This window comes from Paenibacillus sp. YYML68, from assembly GCF_027923405.1.
In the GTDB taxonomy this organism is placed as follows: domain Bacteria; phylum Bacillota; class Bacilli; order Paenibacillales; family NBRC-103111; genus Paenibacillus_G.
In genome coordinates, this window is record NZ_BQYI01000001.1 from 800,344 (window position 1) to 821,994 (window position 21,651).

The window sequence follows — 21,651 nt, forward strand, 5'->3', positions numbered from 1 at the left end:
TCTTTTAAGAAATAAATTGGAAGGTGGGTTGCCTTGTGGATCAGATTGTTCAGTTTCCTACCCCATTACCAGGAGAAGATTTTCGTAGTGTATTATACCGCTATCATCTCTATACATTAAATACAGAGATGGCTGACACAAATCAAGAGTTGTTTGAAAATAGGAGCAGGTTTAGTGTTTTCCCCAGAGGACTTGAAGTATTTATTCGAAAATTGCAAGCTCCAACTCTGTTTCAAACGGATAAGATTGTTGAGCACCACACTTTGTTACCGTTATTTCTTCCATTTATGACGGATGGACAAGTTGAGTCAATAATTCATGAGGTTAAACATGGGGCAATTTCTAATAGCCTTGTTGGTAAACTAGTCGGGAATAAATATGGGAAATCTATTTCAGACGGCATTCGGTATTGTCCATGCTGTATCAGTGAGGATTGGTCTAAGTACGGATGTAGCTATGTACATAGGGAGCACCAGTTGGCATTCATTTCAAAGTGTTATGACCATAATGTAAAACTGATTAGCCAGTGTAGTGTATGTAATGAAGATTTGATGTACTCGATGATTTCTGGAAAATGTAGAAATGGGCATGAGCACATTACCTCTTCAAAGATAATGATAAAGGAAGAGGTCGATACGTTAGAGAAAGAGCTGTATACTGATCTGCAATACTTATTTGAAAATCATAAAAAAATTACAGGATGGTTAATTAAGCAAAGATTCTTAGAGTATCTTCATTCCAAAGACTATCTGGGGAAAAACGGAGGCACAATCAAGCGTGCGAAATTAGTAAAAGACCTTATTGCTCGATTCCCAAGCGAAACATTAAGGAAGTTTAGACTGGACGAACAGTATATAATGCAACGGAATGCGTTTGAAAAGATTTTTTGGAGTAGTCCACTGGTTATTAATCTGCCGCTATGTCTGTTAGTCATTCGCTTTCTTGCTGGTTCCTTAGAATGTTTTATCACAAAAGGTATTCCTTATGCTTGTGAAATTCCTTTCACTAATGGCCCATGGCAGTGTCAAAATAAGTATTGTCCAAGCTACCTTAGATATTCCATTAATAGTTGTACTCGGGTAAGTAACGGATACCGAGGAATATTGGCAAGATTTCAATGCTATATTTGCCAAGGTGAATACACAACTGAGTGGATGTGGAAAGGGGGGATTAAAAAGACTAATTATAAACTCATTAATTATCCTAAAGAGAAGGATCAACGAGTTATGGAGATGATGGATTCGGGTTTTTCACCAGATGATGTCTCGAAAAAACTGAATTGTTCACCAGACTATGTAAAAGTACTGGCTAGGAAGCACATTAAAAACAATCAACTGACACTTTTTAATATTGGGGAAGTTGCTGCAGCGATTGAAGGAGTAGTGGAAGATCCTAAGAAGGAACGATGTCGCAATATTCTGTTGAGTACAATTAGGCAAAACCCTAAATTAAGCAGATATAAATTAAGTCTCAAGTGCATAACCGAATATACTTGGCTAAAGCGGCACGACAACAATTGGCTGGAGCAACAGCTACCGACCTCGAGATCAACTGAGCGGTTTGACTGGAGCGAAGTTGATTATACTTTAGAGGCAAGGGTGAGAGAGGTCGCTAAACAGTTAATCGACTCAAATCCTAGCAGTAGGGTCGCGCGATATACCATTATGAGATTTTTGAGTAAGAGTGAAAACAACCGTATTAAAAATAATACAATACACCTTCCAAGAACTAATCAGGCATTAAATGAGTGTGCAGAAACGGTGGAACAATACCAAATCCGACATTTGCCGGCTTTGGTATGGCAGCTCAGAAATCATTATGATTATAGAGAGATCACAATCGATAGTATTATGTCATATCGAAGGTCGTATAGAGGGATATCTGATAATATGAAAAGCCTTCTTACTGAATGTCTCAAGTCATTATAGATGCCGGAGGAGAAATGACTATGGATGTAGCGAAGGTACTTATTAAGTATCAAGTAACACTTCCGAAAGAAGTACGTGAGAAGTTGGCTATAACGATTGGGGAACGAGTTATTTTTATTGAAACTGAACAAGGCATAATGATAAAGAAGGCACTACGCTTGCATCAAACCTGACATGAGAAAAATTCATTCTATAAAATACTATATGTGGAATTTTAAGGTGTTTCTTCGTGGATAAAATTAAAAAAAGCCCTTATTGTTAAATTGACGACGTGTATCCATCAATTCTCCAATAAGGAGCCATCCATGGATAACGTTAAACCTTACTCGGTCGTATGTCAATGCTTACGCACGCTTCAGTCGTTAGATTTTCGTCCCTTGTTGGAGGACCATCGTACACATAAGCTATTCTCGCATACAGCTGTGGAACTTCACACGGTCGCACAATTGCTACAGCTCGATACATACGATGAAATCACAGCGCAACTGCGCGCTCATCCTAAACTGCAGGAAGCCATCAACATCGATTCCATCAGCAGCGCCCAGCTTTCACGTAAGACTAACCGGTTGTGCACACAAGCCCTGCAAGGACTCTTCTATGAGCTTATAGGTCGAATCCATGAAAAAACCAATCGAGAAAACGGGCTTACTCCTCAAATAGGCCGGCTTCATATCGTGGACGCTACGGATATTTCCCTCCCGGAAATACTGGGGCACTGGGCACGATGCGGTTCGCGGAAAACAGGGGTACGCCTTCATGTCCGCCTGGTTGTCGTAAATCCAAAAACGGTGTTTCCGGACAAAGTGGTCGCCTCCACAGTCAATGTGCGGGAAGCCAAGATCGCCCCCGACCTAGTCATTGACCCCGATGCGACCTATGTAATGGATCGTGGGTACGAAAGCAGCTCTCTGTTTCAGGAGTGGGTTACCGGTGGCAAACGGTTTGTGGTACGTGTACGGGATCGCACCAAGCTTTATCCTGTTAGTGGTACGGAACGTGAGCACTCGTCAGAAGCAGGAGCACTGCAGATTCTTCAAGATGTCGATGTGCTGCTGAACAAGACCACAACTCCGTTGCGGCTTGTTGCGTTTCAAGATGAAAAGGGACGATATTACCGGGTTGTCACAACTCGATGGGATCTCACCGCGGCAGAAGTGGCGAGTATCTATAAGAATCGTTGGAAAATTGAACTGTTCTTCAAATGGATCAAACAGCACTTGAAGCTTGCGAAGCTGCATGGCAGCCAGCCGACATCCGTGTGGAACCAACTGTTTTTGTCATTGATCGCGTTTGCAGTGAATTTGTTGGTTACATTGGATTTGCAGACAAGCAAGAGCCCGTGGCAAGTGCTACAGCTTCTGCGAACGTACATGTTCCATAGCTGGGAGGAGTTTGAAAGAGAGTTCAATCGACCACCGAAACGACCATCGAGGGGGAAACAGAAGGTGGATAGAACCGCAGGCAAGCCCGACCCTCAGCGCATCATTTTTCGACAAGCAACATCCATATATACAAATTTTAGGGATAAACGCGACATTTTTGTTCATCGTTCCTTTTTTAGCCGTTGGAATGGAAAGTTAGCTGTTAAATAATTGATTATATGGATGTTTGTTGTGGAATGCAGTGTTTTATCGCACGATGTTAGCTTTGATGCAAGCGTAGTGTAAAGAAGGTTACTCTTGAATTAATTAATAGAATTAAAAAAACGGAGGATTCAATTGACTCTAACATTTACAGTGACCGACAAGATGTTGGCAAAAATAAAGGCATGGGATCAGTGTAAGGCAACAGATGTTTCAGGAGCAAGGCTGTCCTATACATTTATACCTTCAGGAATTGGTACAGTTGTAAAGGTTCATTGTTCTGTTTGCAATAGGGAGTTAGACATTACCGACGATTGGGGCTGAGGGATGATTGTTGCGTTTAGTGAATGAAAACAACATAAATATTAACGTGTGACAAAGCGCTGACATCGGGAATAAGCGAACTACGAGAGGAATTTACCTAATCTCGATAGGTCGCTTTTTATATTTTCAGTTCATGCTATTTTTCATCTTGTATCAGTAGCGTTGCATAAATCATGACATCTAAAATGGTGGAATATTCAGAAATTAGTTTTTAAATTCCAAGGGCCAAAAACTTACGGGGTACCCCTGAAACAGGCAGTTGCTGTCCATTTGTAATATTCATCCTTTTCAAGTTGATGATTGGTTTTTTTTGATTTAGGCGACTTACTGGTCTTTCTGTTTCTTCTGTCGCCCTCTCGAAGTTCGACTTGGCTTTCGCTCTACTGCTGCGACCATCCTCAGCCACGGTTGCCACATGAGTTCTTTCAAAGCCTCAATGAGTTCCGTTAACGTTCGACTCGTTCCCAGTTCTAGTTTCATAAGCAGCAGCAAGCAGTATGCAATTAAACAGATCCAAATCTGATTCATCACTGCGTTCTCGCTGTCACCGTAAAAACAGGTTAGCTTCAGGTTCTGCTTGACCCACCGGAAGAACATCTCGATCTGCCAGCGGCTACGATACAGGTCACCAAGCGCTTCTGCCGTCAGGTCGAACCGATTCGTAATGATACGGACCTCATTACCGCGACCGTCTGTGGTGACGATCATACGAAGGGGGTGCTGCATGCGCTTGTGAGCTTTGCCTAGCACGACTTTGACATCGCGGATGATGTCTGAATCTGTGTTCACCGAAAGCTATTCCACTTCTTCGACAACAGCATTGTCCTTTAATCGTGATACGAATCGAATGCCACGCTCGCAGTAACTGTCGTATTTGCCGTAGTCCAGATACCCGCGGTCCATCAGATACGTGACGTCCGACTCATCGATCAGGACGTCCATTTGGCTGCGGTCTGCGGGCCTTGCAGGCGTAACCACTGCCTTATCCGGATAAACATGGTCGGGGTCAACAAATGCCACTCGCAGGTGCAGTTTCACGCCTGCTTTCGTTTTTCGGAAAGTCGCCCATTTATACCGCTGTAGGCAAACGCTGATCGTATAAGAGTCTATAATCTTGACCGTTCCGATGCGCCCTGATACCGGCCTAGCATCTCGATGCAACTGTGTAATGAGATTACAAAGGATGGCTTGAAGTACTTCTGGGTCCAGTTGATTATTTTTACGGGACAACTGGGATGCGCTGATCGAAGCAATGCCGAGTTGCTTTTGAAATTCCTCGTCGTGCTCCAGCTTTCGCATGATGGAACGAAGACCCTTTCGCTTCTCTAACTGTGCTTCGATGAAGATGTACAGAAAGACTAAGGTGTCGAGCTTTTTCACATAACGGTCGAGCGTAGTCGTGCTTTGCCAATTCGGGATGATGTTTGGATTTATTGGTGCAACCCATTTACCAAATGCAGAAATAGTGTATCCTTGTCCATGCGTATCTCCTAAGTTAGGGATTTGGACAGGGCTACCTGTTACCCTAATTTTAGGAGTTTTTTGTTACAGAGGACGACCTATTTATTACAATAATAGAACAATTTGTCCAATCTGTTCGCGCGTTAGTTTTTATGCAACGCTACTGATCTTGTATATACGGAACGGCTAGATAACTAATAAATATGAGAGTGTGTAATAGCCGTTTTATGATGTTTCTTTATCCGTAGAATATTAGGGAATTCTTGTTGTTAAAGTAGGATTTTATTGGAAAATGTCGAATATGTTCCATGACTATAGTTTGTTAGATGAGGTGTGCATTACATGGATAGAATTTATGAATTAATCGAACACGGCTACGAGTGCGATTACCTAGACTTCAAAGATAAACAATACAATAAAGATAAGAGCATAGACCTAATAGGAGATATTATGGCTATGGCCAATTCCCGGCATGCTGGAGATAAATTTATAATCATTGGCGTAAAGGACCGGCCGGAGGGAAAAGAAATCAATGGAATACGTCCGGAAGAATTTATAGATTCGGCAAACTACAAACAAATAATACTAAGTAATATTGAACCAGAAGTACAGTTTGATTATTTTAAGTTTGAATACAAGGGAATAGTGCTTGGGGTATTCAGAATATACAATTCGGAAAACAAGCCATATATGCTCAGAAAGAAATATGAGCGACTAAATGAAGGTTATTGCTTGATTCGCAAAGGAAGTATGAACGCTTTAGCAAGGCGAAGCGACTTTGATTATATGTATCTTAATAGAGGACAATTCGAGGTCAGATTCTTGGAGCAAACATTGCATGCTGTGCATGATGCTAAAGGCTGTGCGTCAATTGAGGTTGCAATATCAAATACAACAGAGTTGCCAATTACAATCATCTGGGGGACTCTAATTATAAGAAATATGCAAGAAGTAGAGTTGTCCAGACATCGTGTGTATGGATTAGATCAATATGTAGGAGCAGACTTTAAGTTAACCCTGGTACCAAAATCAGAAGTAGTGGGACACTTAATGGTTGGTTTTGAATCCTCAGATCCCTTTAGGCTGAATATTGATGAATACGGAATTTCCGAAGACAAGTACGATTTCGAGCTTCTTTTTATGGATACGCGTGAGAACAAGTATTCTGTGAAAATAAGCCAAGCGAGCGTTTTTGTTAATGGTGACTTTCTCTGGAAGGTGAGAGAGGCGAAGGGGATTAAGCATAAGTTTCAAAATCGGTGACGAACATAGTACATAAATACTGGCCGAGCAATTTGATTCGGATATAGTTGGGGGGATAATTAATGGAGAACGAACTTGTTAGGTATTCAAGAGCTGGTGACATTTTTCATTACCGTTGGGCTGCCCGCCGGTGTCTGCGTTTAATCTCACCCAAGTCTAGAGTTAATCAAATTGTGATTGAGGGTTCTAAGGAGAATAAACTTGCAGGAGAATATGTTATTGATGTTGCTGAATACACTGATTCGCTAACTAGACCAGGATTTCAAGATGTAACTTACTATCAGTTGAAACACACCACTGTTCATAAAAGTAACCCTTTTGATCTTAGTGATCTTAAGGAAACATTTGAGGGTTTTTCAGCAAGGTTTCAAAAGCTTACCAGTGCCATTACCCAAATCGATAGTGTCATCTTTACTATCGTCACCAATAGACCAATTAATCAAAATCTTAAAGAAAATATTGAGAAGTTATCTACTGGTGAGAAAGCCAATTCAAAGTATAAGAACACATTATCAAAATATACGCAGTTATCTGATGTAGATTTAAAAAAGTTTTGTGCTTGTTTAAAATTCGCAGACGGCGAAGGAGACTATAATGCACAGAAGTATAGGCTTCATGTAGAAATATCTCAGTTGGTTGCCGGAAGTATTGATAACCCTGAAATAGAAAGCATTACTGGACTAGTTCGTGACAAGGCTTTACCTGATTCCAATGGTGTAATTGTTCGTGAAGAAATACTTGAGAAATTTAAAGTTACGTCTGAACGCGATCTCTTTCCTGCTCCACCTGAGTTTGAAAAACTTGAAACCCTTGTGCATAGAGAGCAGCATAATGACTTGTTGAAAACCATTTTAGAATCAGCAGCTCCGTTGATCATACATGCCCCTGGAGGAGTAGGGAAAACGGTTTTTGCTCGCCAAATAGCAAAATCATTACCTGTTGGCTCTTTCGGCGTTGTATATGATTGTTTTGGTGGTGGACGTTATCGTAATCGTAGCGAAGTGAGGCATCACCATCGCCAAGCATTTATTCAGATTGTTAATGAATTGGCTGTACAAGGCCTCTGCGAACCACTAATAGTGAATTCCAGCGCATCTGAAACAGATATATTAAGAAAGTTCCTCGACAGAATTGAAACAGCAGTTATTGCTATGAAGAAATCAAATATCAATGCAGTCCTAGTGATTCTAATAGATGCAGCCGATAACGCTGAAATGGCCGCGGCGGAGTTCAATGATAATTGCTTTGCTCATGAACTTCTCCGTGAACGTATAATCGAAGGTGCTAAAATAGTTGCCCTTTGTAGAACCGAGCGTATACATTTACTCCAGCCGCCTAGTAACATCAAACAACTTGAGTTGAAGCCATTTTCGGAGAAAGAGTCTTTTGATTATTTAAGGTCCCATTATCTGCAAACGTCTAAAGAGGATGGAATAGAATTTCATAGGCTTACTAGCGGCAATCCACGTGTACAGTCAAATGCTTTAAGTTTGAATGGTAGTACGATTGCTGAAGTATTCTCCAAACTTGGAAGTATTGGAACCACTGTCGATGAACAAATAGAAGGACAATTAATGTCAGCAATTGATTCAATAAGAGATAAACTTCATGATGATTACAGAAAACAAATTGACTCTATCTGTGTCGGTCTTGCTACATTACCTCCCTTTATTCCACTAAAGATACTATCTAGGGCAGCTGATGTTGAGGAGTCTGCTATAAGAAGTTTTGTTGCAGATATAGGACGTCCCTTATGGCTATCTGACTCCTCAGTTCAGTTTAGAGATGAGCCTACGGAAACTTGGTTTAGGGAAACTTTTGCAGCATCGAAGGAACAAATAGAGTTTTTTATTGAACAAATCAAACCATTAGCTAACGAGTATTCATATGTCGCATCTGCTATGCCTGCTCTGTTATTACAAGCAGGGAAGAACACCGATCTCGTTGAATTAGCCTTATCCGATAATTATCTTCCCGATAATCCCATTGATGAGCGAAATGTTCGAGTATTTCGTCTTCAATTTGCATTTAAGGCTTCGTTGAAGCAAAAAAACTTTGTTGAGGCAATAAAATTAGCTTTACGAGCTGGTGAAGAAGTAGCTGGTGATAAACGACAGTTCGAACTTCTTGCAAGCAATATTGATCTGATTGCGCCTTTACAAGATGAACAACGTGTACAGGAGTTTGCTTTTCGTCGTTTATTTAGCGGTTCTTGGAGAGGATCAGAGAATGTTTACTCAGCAGCGTTGTTATCAACAGTCAAGAATTTTAGAGGGGAAGCCAGAAGCTTTCTTAGGGCTGCTGAGAACTGGTTAAGTCTATACTTCCAGGATAGAGATAAGAAAAAAGAAGAAGATATTCCATTTCATAGTGAACAACTAAAAAATGAAGAAATTATGGAACTCGTATACACACATTTTAATTTACATGGGGTAGAGAGGGCCTTCAAATTTCTTATGAGTTGGCGACCGAAGAAGGTTATCTATCATATTTCTAGGCAACTGTTTAGACGGCTTATGGACCTGGGGGAATTATCTGCTGCAAAGCAGTTTGCAAAACTAGGTAAACGTAATCAGTATTTGATAATTGCTTTCGCACATGAATCCTTAGATATCGGGTATATTCCTAATTCTGTTGTTCTCTGCACTTGCCTTGATTTACTAACTGCAAAGCGAGCTAGAATTTCAAAAATAAAAGACACCTTTCAAGACACAACACTTCAATCTCTTATCTGTTTTCTTGAATCTTGTGCGGCAAACGAGTTACCGAAGGAGAAAATCATCCGGGTTCTAAATCATTATTTCACTCAAAGTGCTTCACCGTCTATTACAAGCGATTATGATAATAAAGATCGTGCAATTTTTATGCGTGCCGTGGCATTAAAAAAAGTATTACTTTCAGATCTCGAATTCGATATTAATGAATTGATTCCAAAGGATCTACAACAGAATAGAAAATATAAGGATGAACAAGAGGTAAGAGAAATAAAAGAGGTAATTGGCGGACTGTTACCTTGGTATATGCTGCGGATACGCTGTTTAGCAGGGGTTATTCTTGAGTTTGATAATGAAGTAGCAGAAGTGAAAAAGAAGTCAGAATCAGCAACAGCGAGTCGATATAAAGACTATGATAGTTTAACAACGGAAATAGCTAGGATATGTTGTGACGTTTTGATGTTTCATAAATTTTCCCGACAAATGTCAGCCAAAACTTTTTATGAAAATTATATAAAGGGTAACAGGATGTTTCTTCCTGATCATCTAAAATTAGTTCGTTCTGCTTTCCGATTAAGCCACTTAGCTGAACAGAAACTCGATTTTGAACAAAATGCTTATGACGTAATCCGTTCTGCTACAGACATTGGCCCAGAGGAAAGGGCAAACTGTTACATTGATCTTGCACGAGCATTGATTAATGTAAATCGTGATGATGCCGCGGTTTACTTCAATTTTGCCATCGATGCCGTTTCGAAATTTGGCGATGAAATCGTCGAAAGATGGGAAGCAGTTGTTTCCCTAGCTAACCAAAGAAAAGTAGATGAATTTGCACCTTGCGATTTAGCTTACAGATTTATACGTTGTGCAGAGCTTATAGGAGAAAATGTAGCTCGCGAAAAGTATTGGGACAGGGACGAGGCTGTTAGGACTTGTATTCGATTGTCCCCGGTAACTGGAATCGCTGCACTAAGCAGATGGCGGGACAGGGAAATTGGTCGATTTAATCGTCAATTAATTGCTTTGTCCGAGGAAATTGTAAGACGCGGCTACGTTGTACCAACGGTAGCATGGTCTCTTTCTGCGTTTATGACGGAGTTTGAAATAGGGGATTTCTCAAGACTATGTATAGAGAAGGAAACATCGCATGATAATCGGAAGTATATTTTTGATTCAGTCATTAGAGAACTTAGGATAAACGGAGTTGGAGGGGAAGTTTGGGAAAGGATTGCTGAAACGGCTAAAAAGTACTCTTTACAAAGTAATCTATTGGATGAAGTTATTGCTTATAATCGCGAAATTATTGATGAAGAAGTGAATACTATTAACCAAGAAAGTACTTCCTCGCTTCGTGTACAGTCGGAAGAGAGTGCGATCGATTGGAACGATCTGCTGCATGATTTGGACTTGGTTTCATCTAATGGATTAAGACAAGCTATCCAACGTTATGATGGACTTCCTCAGACTGTGCGAAACAGCGAGTCCTTATGGCGTGAAGTCTACAATCGAATTTCCGATAGTAAAGCGATGAAATTTCTTTATGAGCTTATTAAAGTAGATGAAGCCGATTTTTATGATATACAGAATGCGCTTTTGTTAGTGCCGGAAGAATGGCATCGCAAAATGAGCATTAAAATTGAGTGGCCCCAAATCATGCAATACGTAGGGAAACGATTTGCTACGTTTCTGCTGGAAAGGGGATCAATCTCTTTTTTCACTAGGAGACTTCATTTAGGGGCGGAAAATATACCTTTTATTCAAAAAGGAATAATTGAAGGATTAGCAACCCATGGAGATTTGGTTCATGCAACTACATTTTTTGGCTTTGTAACTGTTGCTTCGAAACATATCTCAACACAGGAAGCAACTGATTTACTTGACTTCGTATTATCGAGATTCGAACTACATATTGATTCTGAGTACGCTGATGGGCCATGGTCTCAATTGTGGTTACCGCCGGTTCACATGGATAGTGCTTTTACAGGTTTTGTTTGGTCTGCTTTAGGTTCTCCAAGATCTTCAACACGCTGGTGTGCCGTTCACTGTGTTCGTAGACTCGCAGAAGCTCAATGCAGGGATGAGATCGATGCTTTAATTGATTGGATGGAAAGGGATACTGTTGATGCATTTGGGGCTAATAAATTTCCATTCTACAACTTACATGCAAGATTATATTTATTAATTTCACTTGCTCGAGTATCAATTGATAATCCGCACATTTTACTACGTCATAAGAATGTTTTCTACAAGCATGCCTTGCAATCTTCACTTCATATACTTATTCAAAAATATGCAACTGATATAGCACTTAATATCGAGAAGGCTTATCCAGGGACTTACTCGGAAGAAGAAGTTGATTCACTTCGAAAAGTGGGGAAAAGTCAATTTGGTAAGGTTGAATTAGAGGATCGTTGGGAAACAAGAGATAGTTATTGGCATGCTAACGAAACGATTAATACAAGTTTAACTTTTCATCATGGGTATGATTTTGATAGGTACTGGTTTGAACCATTAGGGGAGGTATTTGGTATTACAAGTGAGCAAGTTGAAGACCTTGCTACGGACGTTGTTATAAATGAGTGGAATATAGATCAAGATGATAGATTTATAAATGATCCGCGTCATTCATTGTGGAGATCCTCTAGAGTCCAACAGGATGTGTATCATCACCATGAAGGATACCCTCGTATAGATAATTATAATTTTTATCAGTAGCGTTGCATAAAAACTAACACGCGAACAGATTGGACAAATTGTGCTATTATTGTAATAAATAGGTCGTACTCTGTAACAAAAAACTCCTAAAATTAGGGTAACAGGTAGCCCTGTCCAAATCCCTAACTTAGGAGATACGCATGGACAAGGATACACTATTTTCTGCATTTGGTAAATGGGTTGCACCAATAAATCCAAACATCATCCCGAATTGGCAAAGCACGACTACGCTCGACCGTTATGTGAAAAAGCTCGACACCTTAGTCTTTCTGTACATCTTCATCGAAGCACAGTTAGAGAAGCGAAAGGGTCTTCGTTCCATCATGCGAAAGCTGGAGCACGACGAGGAATTTCAAAAGCAACTCGGCATTGCTTCGATCAGTGCATCCCAGTTGTCCCGTAAAAATAATCAACTGGACCCAGAAGTACTTCAAGCCATCCTTTGTAATCTCATTACACAGTTGCATCGAGATGCTAGGCCGATATCAGGGCGCATCGGAACGGTCAAGATTATAGACTCTTCTACGATCAGCGTTTGCCTACAGCGGTATAAATGGGCGACTTTCCGAAAAACGAAAGCAGGCGTGAAACTGCACCTGCGAGTGGCATTTGCTGACCCCGACCATGTTTATCCGGATAAGGCAGTGGTTACGCCTGCAAGGCCCGCAGACCGCAGCCAAATGGACGTCCTGATCGATGAGTCGGACGTCACGTATCTGATGGACCGCGGGTATCTGGACTACGGCAAATACGACAGTTACTGCGAGCGTGGCATTCGATTCGTATCACGATTAAAGGACAATGCTGTTGTCGAAGAAGTGGAAGAACTTTCGGTGAACACAGATTCAGACATCATCCGCGATGTCAAAGTCGTGCTAGGCAAAGCTCACAAGCGCATGCAGCACCCCCTTCGTATGATCGTCACCACAGACGGTCGCGGTAATGAGGTCCGTATCATTACGAATCGGTTCGACCTGACGGCAGAAGAGCTTGGTGACCTGTATCGTAGCCGCTGGCAGATCGAGATGTTCTTCCGGTGGGTCAAGCAGAACCTGAAGCTAACCTGTTTTTACGGTGACAGCGAGAACGCAGTGATGAATCAGATTTGGATCTGTTTAATTGCATACTGCTTGCTGCTGCTTATGAAGCTAGAACTGGGAACGAGTCGAACGTTAACGGAACTCATTGAGGCTTTGAAAGAACTCATGTGGCAACCGTGGCTGAGGATGGTCGCAGCAGTAGAGCGAAAACCAAGTCGAACTTCGAGAGGGCGACAGAAGAAACAGAAAGACCAGTAAGTCGCCTAAGTCGAAAAAAACCAATCATCAACTTGAAAAGGATGAATATTACAAATGGACAGCAACTGCCTGTTTCAGGGGTACCCCGTAAGTTTTTGGCCCTTGGAATTTGAAAACTAATTTCTGAATATTCCACCATTTTAGATGTCATGATTTATGCAACGCTACTGAATTTTTATCTTTCATATCATGCCATGCTTGTTGTGGCTTCGAGGTTGCTGGAGAAAATGCCTGTTGTTCACAGCTCGGATTGGTATGAAGATGAGTGGCATGAGTGGTTACACAGACACTTATTGACTCGAAGTGATGGTTATTGGCTATATGACCGTAGAGATCCTATTCCTTTGTATAGAAGGGATTGGATTAATGAAATGAGAAATCCAGATTGGTGTGAAGAGATATCAAATGATGATTTTCTTGATGGCATATTGTCTGAAAGAAACGGAGAACTATGGCTAAACGTGTTCGGATCTTGGGAGGATGGAGAGAGTGAAAGATCGGAAAGTTTCTATATTGCAAGCTCTCTTGTATCATCGGCGACTGCTCAATCGCTTTTGCATGCATTGAGCACATGTTCAAATCCTCATGATTTTAAGTTGCCTGATTTCGAAGAAGAGAGAATGGAAATAGACCAGGGTCCGTTTAAGCTTAAAGGTTGGGTATATCAAGAAGAAGCATCTAAGCGTCTGGATGAGTTCGATCCACATTCTGCTAAAGTAGATTACCCGCCTTATAAAATAGGGAACTCAATCGCTGAGAAAATGAAGTTATCCTCTGATTATGAGAAGAGGGAATGGACTTTGGCGGATGAGAGTAGAGCATCAATAATTTGCGAAATCTGGGCGCCTATTCATGATAGTCATGAAGATGAGGAAATGCGCTGCGGCAATAGACTAACAGCATCGCTCTCATTTCTAAAAAGACTTTGTTCTGAATTCCAAAGTGAATTAATTATTGAAGTTCAAATTAGAAGAAGATTTAGACAGAAATCATACATGAGAAGGGAAGAGTCGGATGGATATAAACCACCGCATAGCAAAGTATTTATCTTCTCAGCCGATGGAAGACTCAGAGATACAGAAACGTACTATGAACTTAGGCAAAGCGCTAGTCAAAGAGCTTAATTTGGATCCCGGTGTAGATACCACTGCCCGTTGGATGGCACATTATATAGCGGAACAAATTGAACTCGCTGAACATAGCACTGGAGCTGAAAAAAAGCAGGAGGAAGAACGTTGTTTTGAAACAATATTAAAGTTATGGAATCACAGATCAATGTTCCCAAGTGGCTCAAGGCCATTTGAAAATTTTGAGCCTATACTTCGTGCTCTAACTCGACTTGATCCTGAAAATGATCGCCATTTCTTCTTTGAAAATAGAAGGGATGCAAAGGATTGTGTCCCAGAAGAAGTTCAAAATTGGCTGGATGTAGCCAATGGAATAGATGAAGCCGCGCGTGTATGGTTGAAATATGTTTTTGAACAAGCTTCATTGGCTGCAACTGATGATTCTACACTCGAATGGTTAGAAAATTCAGTGGCACTTCAGGATGACGACCATTTTCCTGTTATTTTTCGAGATTTGTATAGTGATATCAATAATCTTTGGGGAAAAGGCCAAAATGAAAATGATAAGAAACAAAAAATTATTATTTCGAGGATTAAGAAACTTGAGGCCTTCGAGGAACTAAATCAATTTTTATTGTCCGAATATAGGGAAGAACTTAAGAAGTATGAATAAGGGAGTATAATTTCAGACCCCTAACTTTCTAAGAATTTCGAATTTTTCATATTTCCTGTTTTTTAAATCCCGCGGCAAAACAAATTCATCTAATCGGTGTCATATCATTATAAATCTTGGTTACCTTATCTTTTTGAAAGAATAATCCCTGTTTTTTGGAGAATCATTCAGAAGGCGGGGGTTCTTGGCATATGTGAATTATACAGATAATGTTTCATGTGATACCGCCGCCGCTATCCCCTTTGTAACATGGAATGAATTACAGGATAGTTTAAGAATAACCGTTATATAGATTGATTATAAGGGGTTATAAAAATGAGTTTAAGTCGGGAAGAAACCCAAAATATCGAAAACCAAGTGGATCAGTTCCTGTTTGATTTATTGGATGCCTCGATTCCTAGGTATAAATTTATATATCATATGAATTTAGTTTTTATTGATTGGGTTATAGATCAGAGGTTGTGGTTTACCACAGTAGAAAGACATTTTCTATTTTCTTTAAGTTATAATATTTTTTTAGCTTATAAAAAACTTTCAGAAGAAGAGGTTTTTGATTATGAATTCGATAATGAACTATATCTTTACTGCATGAATTTTCTTATCAGGGGTATGCAATATTCGATGTTATGTGATGAATTTCCCAGTACATATTCAGGAAATAAGAACATCTATCTGCATGATATTTCAAGGACTATTTCGTTTATTGAATCAAGAGAGGTGCCACGCAAAAACCACGAATTTATAAATAAATATAATTTGAGAAAAGCTCTAAGCTATTCGTTACAAATGGCTGCTGGCAAATTGGAAGATAAAGATGATGAAGATGCTGCACATGAACTGACAAAGGTCTATCATAATTTTTGGAATGAAAACATGTTATACGATGATTTTGAACCGTACTCCCGACTCGATTGGGGAGGGGTAACAAATTTTTTTATTCTGGCTTCTATGAGAAGATTTATAAAATTATACAGAAAAGATTTTAATATTGTTAAATTTGATTCTCAAAAAATGATGATAGTTATTTCACCTCAAGGACGTAATAAGATTATTGAATTTACTGTTACAAAAGACCAAGAAACACTTGATCAAGTGCTAGATGATTATACATACAGGCCAATTGGGAATGGACTATTTCCCAAATCAAATATTTCTGACGCACCAATTATTCAAACCAAGGATGGTTATTTATTTATTAATCCATTAGTGATGCTATTTAATGATTCTAGTGAAAGCCGCTTTTTAAACTATTTACGAAAATATGATAACGAGCGGCACCAGCGGATAAAAGATAAATTAAAGGAAAGAGCTATACCAATAGTTGAACAATTGATTAAGCTTAAATTTCCCGATGTTGTTGTTAAAAGTAATTTCAATTTACCTATACCAGGGAGAAAGAAGCAAAAAAGAGAACTTGATATATTAGTTATAGATGAAAAAACTGGATTTGTTCTGTACATGGAAGTCAAGCATTTTTTTAACCCTTTGTCTATTGCAGAAATGAAAAGCCTAGATAAACAATTACAAGAGGCCGTAGATAAAACGTCCGATCAAATTGATGCGATTCAAAGTAATTGGGAACTGATAAGAGAAAGGTTTGCTGTCAGTACAGATATCAAAGATATTAAAAGTGTTATACTTTCCCATCAATACTTAGGAAATAATGTTGAGATTAATAATACGGTTCCGATTGTTAATCCGCAAAATCTATATGAAAGTTTAGCCCAATCCAACTCGGTCGAAGAATTTTATAAGGCAAATAAAGAAATAGATGATATTTATAACTCAATAAAAATGATAAGTGATGATGTTAATTTTGAATATGCAGGGTACAATTTTTCCTTGAAAATGGAGGTTTTAGATCCGGCATTTGAGATGTTATACATATCAGCATATCAGAGAAATATTTCTAAAACTATTGATTTTAAACAAAAAAGCACCTTTACTACAATTGAAGAGGCCGTACAAGTGTTGTTTAATCGATTGCATGCTTAAAAATACGTTGCAAAAAACGAATGGAGGCATTGGATGTTATATCCTAATGCAAGAATTGTTAATAAATATGAAGTGATAACGATGGCAGGTGTGGTTTTCTCTGAGTGTGACGGTGTAAGTTCATATTCACCTAAAGACTGGATTGAGTACATCGGCATCAATTATATAAATAAGGTAATAAAACCACATAAAAGAACTCTTTTGCATGACTATATAGCGGCCATCTATGAATATCACATGAACTACCTAATTAACAAACATCTTCCAATTGAGGTGATCGAAAATATAATTGAACTATTTACTACATATAGTCCAGATGATAAGGAATTCAAGAGAATATTATCGAAGTATAGAGAATTCAAAATTGACTTTGTTGAATTAGAAGCCATAGATCAGTCTGGGAACGTAGTAGATTATAGATCCCTCGATGGAATGGGAAGTCATTTTTACAATCTTTTTGAAGAAAAAATCATGCCGATAGTTGTTGATGATGTATTTACGTTATTATTTCAAAATAAAATGTTTTTGAAAAAGTTTAATGAGTCAATTTCAGAACTCATTGATGTTTTAAATATGACAGAATACCCTGAATTTTTGAAAAAAGATGGTGTTATAAGGCGATGTAGTTATATTCCAGAATGGCTAAAGAGAGGCGTTTTCTTTAGAGATAAAGGAAGATGTCAGGAATGCGGAATAGATCTAACCGGTTTGCGAAGTCCGTTCGATCAAATTCATTTGGATCATATTATCCCCCTTGATTTAGGTGGAACGAATGATCCAACAAATTTCCAATTGTTATGTGAAAAATGCAACCTGTTCAAAGGTGCAAGACATAGTAATACAAAGGATATTGATATACCTTTTTGGAGCCAAGAAGAGGATTGAAATAAAAATTGCTGCTTTTCTGGTCAGATAAGTAGTTTCCCACTTTCTTTTCATGGTAATTTCTAGTGGTTCCAGACTTTTCATTTTTCGTGTTTATCACGTGCCGCGGCAAACCCAATAAAATCAACAAAAGTGGTACCAGAGTTTTTTTAGACCTGACAGTTGTTGGAGTTCGGTATTAAAGTTGTGTACTCAATAAAAAGATGTGTATCTTTGGTATTATATTTGTGTGCTGAGCTATAAAGTTGTGTTCTACTCGGCATTAAGTTGTGTACTGAGTAAATAAAGAGCTTGCTGAAATAAACACCACTATACTCAACTAGAAAAGTCCCGATGGATTAAAGTCGGGACTTTTCTGTATTTAGGGGGCAAATGATGAGTTCAACGATTGGGGAACGTATTCGTACAGTCAGAAAATCAAACAAACTCAGTCAAGTTGAGTTTGCTAATATAGCTGGTGTATCTCAAGGTACATTAAGTGAGTTGGAGCAAGATAAGTATAAACCTTCACTTGATACAATTATAGCTCTATGAAAGAATGTTTTAAAATAGATACTGACTGGCTAATTTTCGGTGATGATAATAAGGAGATTAAGAGTATTTATAATCTATCGATTAAATCCCAAGAACTAAATCTATTATCTAACTTTCGTGAACTCTAGCGGTACCAGGCGGTAATCGAGCCGATGGTACTGAAGGACTGGATTCAATGGGGGCTTAAGTGCAAGCTCGCACCGATGGTCGAAGTTGCCCGCATGCTGCAAAGCCACTCGAAGGGATTGTTAGCTGGTTCACCTCCAAGCTAACGAATGGCTTAATTGAAGGCGTGAACAGCTTGTTCCAAGCTGCCAAACGCAAGGCCCGGGGCTACCGTTCAGATAAAAACATAATCGCTATGGTGTACGTATTGGCAGGCAAGCTCAATTTCTCTCTGAAATGAGAAAAGAACTGGTCAACAGCACGGAGCTACGTTTTTGCTCGCATCTAACCAATTCCCTTGTCCAATTTTTAAAGATTTACTGGAAATTCATAGAGCCTTTTTTGACAAGTAGCATTGCTAATGGCAAAGAGCCAGTAAGAATTTCAATTTGGCTTATAGCCGTATTATAAAGAGAATTAGAAGTACACTGTTTTGAGCTTAGTGTTTAAGGTAGGTAGGTCCTATCACTATATTGGGGTTGTCCAAAGAGAATAAAGTTTTTTCTTAGTGCTTAGGTTAAGATAAAAAGAAAAATATCAGGGGGGCTAATGTTTGTCACAACAAAAAGGCGGTCGCCAACACATCATTCCAGCTTGCCATATTGCGAGTTTTTCAAACAATGAAGAGATCCATCCTAGACGTAAAAGACCTGTATGGTACCGGAGAGATGGGATGATTAAGGCTGCCCAGCCAAGTGCTAAAGATGTGGGATTTCGAGAACATTTCTATACCTTAAAGGATGATGACTTAGATAAAAGATATGTTGATAAGACTTGGGATTTTGTTGAACATAATTTGCCAGGTGCGGTAACTGCACTGGAAAATCATAAGACATCACCTCTTTTTGATGGAACCTTATGGGTATCAATCCTTGTTCCTTTTGTTGCACAATTGTTTTGCCGTGGAGAAGATTATAAAAACCTGCTTCTCGGGAGGGCTCCTTCACTTAATACATTTGTTGAAGAAGTGGGAGGGAATTTAGAAGATACAATCAACCTCAATCGGCTTATTGATTTCCAAATATATTGTGGATTGCTATGTAATGCTGAATGGAGATTAATCCATAATCAAAGCCCAATCCCATTTGTTCTTAATGACTTAGGTTATGCAACAATTCAATCTCAACGATATGGCTATGGAGAAAGGGAAGGTTATTTTATTCCTATGTCCAAAACTACAGCTTTGGTAATCACTCAGAAAAATCCTATTAGAGAACCGTTTAATCCGTACGGGAATAAGGTCCCACTTGTCCAAAGTGTACTTAAAAATAGCAGTAGGGTGAAGTTCTTCAACCAACAAGTTGTAAAATGTGCATATTCTGAGGCATATGGACCGTCAGAAGAGGTGTTAAATCAGGCCTGGGGCGATAGAGAAGTAAGGAGAAAAAAGTTACCTGTCGGCCCAGTATTAATTCAAAGCCGGTTGATCGATGGGGTTAAACTAGGCTTCCATTGGAAATGGATGGATAAGCTCAACATACCATCAACTGTTCGTAAAGAATTATACGGCGGTCGGGTTATAGAGGTGTGTAATGGACTGCCTGAGGACAAGGAGAAACTCGTATCACTCGTGTACAATGAGAAGAAAAAGGATTCGCTATACGCATTAGTCTATAGAGAATTATAAATAGCTTTCTGTAATTTCATTACGCTATCGATTACGTTAGTTTACTATAGGAAATTAACAAGGCTGTCGCGAAATTGTACCACAGCCTTGATAAGCCCAAGGGGAGTTAGGTTGAAGACCATCCGCGGCTTAGCTTACCAAGCCGTCACCATGACCCTTGATGACGTTCTTTTTACTCCAGACGACGTCGCGAGTATAATGTAACCATCCACATAACAACACGCGAAACGTCCGCACAAACTATATATTGTATAAAGCTACATTTAATTAAGAAAGGAAACGAAACATGGATAGAACTAAAATAAACAACTTGGCGTTAATTCCCATTAACGAAAGCTTTGTAGATGTTTTTGAAACATTTATGGATGATAACCAGAAAACTAAAATTCGCGCGAACAGTGTGCGGCAGTATGTTGAAGGTATTATTGATTTATTATTGAAAGACAAAATTGTAGCAGTTCTTAAACCCAATGAAGATTATAGGGGTATTAACTGGGGCAGAAAAATAACAATCATAAAAGAAAAATATGATAGAAACATTGGAGAAAATATTCAGGAAATTTTTAGGATTGGAGGGGACGGCTCACATTTTAATGGTCAAGTTATCGATGATGATTTACATATAATCATAAATAAAGCTATACATATTGTAGAAGATATCTTCGTGAATTATTTCCTTGCTCCTGAGCATAGATTCGGTTGTGAAGATATTTACACAATATTTAGCATGCTTCCTTTGCATCATAGAATTTATATATTAGAAAATGTAGCCACACATTACACTAACCCAGATATCGTTGATCGACTTTCACTTGCTTATACAAAGTCGGGGGATATGAATAAAGCAATCAAGCTTCTTGAAAATTCATTGCAAGAAAAGGTGATTGATGAGTTTTTCTATAATTGTCAATTAGTAAAAATAAATATTTTATATTCAAATTTGACAGAATTATACGAGAGAAATGCGCAATATGAGAATGATCCAAAACGCTCAGTAGCTATCATAGATGGAAATCAATTAGTAGTAGGGTTACCAACCTCAAAAGATGTTTTTGATACTGCAAGGGCTGTACAAATATTTAGTGAGTGGTTCGAAACAGACAAGGATAAATATCCTGAATTTATAAATCTTTTTCTATATCTAATGAAAACGGATAATCGACAATATAATTAGTTATTACCTGAGTATATGAGAAACTACTTCACATTCACTGTCCTTCAAGACCACGATAAGCAAAACGACCCTTACCCTTGGAGTAAAAAATGATCTCGACTGTTTCTGCGTGTAAAGACTGCAGGTCATCCCGTTCATGGTCACACGGCAAAAGCCGGGGGACGAAGGCCTCAGCTGATTGGAGATCAGGTGGCGCAGCGCAGCAAGGCCAGAGCCGAGTGAAATGTCATTCGCCTACCGCCGGT

At 39.1% G+C, this 21,651-nt stretch carries 13 protein-coding genes and 2 pseudogenes; 14 read left to right on the forward strand and 1 reads right to left on the reverse strand.

Translation table 11 applies throughout. The annotated features are described in order from the left end of the window. The first annotated feature begins 35 nt into the window (after positions 1-35). From PAE68_RS03690 to PAE68_RS03700, 3 genes are all read left to right on the forward strand, one after another. Positions 36-1,928: a TnsD family Tn7-like transposition protein gene (locus tag PAE68_RS03690; protein ID WP_281884176.1), complete on the forward strand. Its 1,893-nt coding sequence runs from the start codon at positions 36-38 to the stop codon at positions 1,926-1,928. A 20-nt stretch (positions 1,929-1,948) separates the two neighbouring features. Further along, on the forward strand, positions 1,949-2,101 hold the full coding sequence (locus PAE68_RS03695) for an AbrB/MazE/SpoVT family DNA-binding domain-containing protein (RefSeq protein ID WP_281884178.1): 153 nt from the start codon (positions 1,949-1,951) through the stop codon (positions 2,099-2,101). 132 nt (positions 2,102-2,233) lie between these two features. Further along, positions 2,234-3,520 (forward strand): IS4 family transposase, encoded by a 1,287-nt coding sequence (locus PAE68_RS03700; protein ID WP_281884179.1) that lies wholly within the window; start codon positions 2,234-2,236, stop codon positions 3,518-3,520. Between the two features lie 639 nt (positions 3,521-4,159). On the opposite strand, the pseudogene PAE68_RS03705 reads toward PAE68_RS03700, so the two are convergent. After that, a pseudogene (locus PAE68_RS03705) lies at positions 4,160-5,365 on the reverse strand (IS4 family transposase). A 273-nt stretch (positions 5,366-5,638) separates the two neighbouring features. Here PAE68_RS03705 and PAE68_RS03710 point away from each other — a divergent pair. The 11 genes and pseudogenes from PAE68_RS03710 to PAE68_RS03760 all read left to right on the forward strand — a co-directional run bounded on the left by PAE68_RS03710 (position 5,639) and on the right by PAE68_RS03760 (position 21,406). Next, complete coding sequence (locus PAE68_RS03710; RefSeq protein WP_281884181.1) at positions 5,639-6,559, forward strand: AlbA family DNA-binding domain-containing protein; 921 nt, start codon at positions 5,639-5,641, stop codon at positions 6,557-6,559. A 62-nt stretch (positions 6,560-6,621) separates the two neighbouring features. Further along, positions 6,622-11,988, forward strand: coding sequence for an ATP-binding protein (locus PAE68_RS03715; protein WP_281884183.1), 5,367 nt, complete (start codon positions 6,622-6,624; stop codon positions 11,986-11,988). Positions 11,989-12,128: 140 nt separating this feature from the next. Then, positions 12,129-13,286 (forward strand): IS4 family transposase, encoded by a 1,158-nt coding sequence (locus PAE68_RS03720; protein WP_281882888.1) that lies wholly within the window; start codon positions 12,129-12,131, stop codon positions 13,284-13,286. A gap of 215 nt (positions 13,287-13,501) precedes the next feature. Next, positions 13,502-14,410, forward strand: coding sequence for a hypothetical protein (locus tag PAE68_RS03725; protein ID WP_281884185.1), 909 nt, complete (start codon positions 13,502-13,504; stop codon positions 14,408-14,410). After that, entirely contained in the window at positions 14,376-15,026 is a 651-nt protein-coding gene (locus PAE68_RS03730; RefSeq protein ID WP_281884187.1) for a hypothetical protein, read from the forward strand. The genes PAE68_RS03725 and PAE68_RS03730 overlap by 35 nt, the downstream gene beginning before the upstream one ends. Before the next feature lie 315 nt (positions 15,027-15,341). Beyond that, positions 15,342-17,021: a hypothetical protein gene (locus tag PAE68_RS03735; protein WP_281884189.1), complete on the forward strand. Its 1,680-nt coding sequence runs from the start codon at positions 15,342-15,344 to the stop codon at positions 17,019-17,021. Positions 17,022-17,054: 33 nt separating this feature from the next. Then, positions 17,055-17,906 (forward strand): HNH endonuclease, encoded by an 852-nt coding sequence (locus PAE68_RS03740; RefSeq protein WP_281884191.1) that lies wholly within the window; start codon positions 17,055-17,057, stop codon positions 17,904-17,906. A 375-nt stretch (positions 17,907-18,281) separates the two neighbouring features. Continuing rightward, positions 18,282-18,440: a helix-turn-helix transcriptional regulator gene (locus PAE68_RS03745; RefSeq protein WP_281884193.1), complete on the forward strand. Its 159-nt coding sequence runs from the start codon at positions 18,282-18,284 to the stop codon at positions 18,438-18,440. Positions 18,441-18,568: 128 nt separating this feature from the next. Then, positions 18,569-18,846, forward strand: a pseudogene (locus tag PAE68_RS22880) (transposase); the annotation flags it as partial. Between the two features lie 312 nt (positions 18,847-19,158). Then, entirely contained in the window at positions 19,159-20,232 is a 1,074-nt protein-coding gene (locus PAE68_RS03755; RefSeq protein WP_281884195.1) for a DUF4238 domain-containing protein, read from the forward strand. 286 nt (positions 20,233-20,518) lie between these two features. After that, positions 20,519-21,406 (forward strand): hypothetical protein, encoded by an 888-nt coding sequence (locus PAE68_RS03760; RefSeq protein ID WP_281884197.1) that lies wholly within the window; start codon positions 20,519-20,521, stop codon positions 21,404-21,406. Positions 21,407-21,651 lie beyond the last annotated feature (245 nt).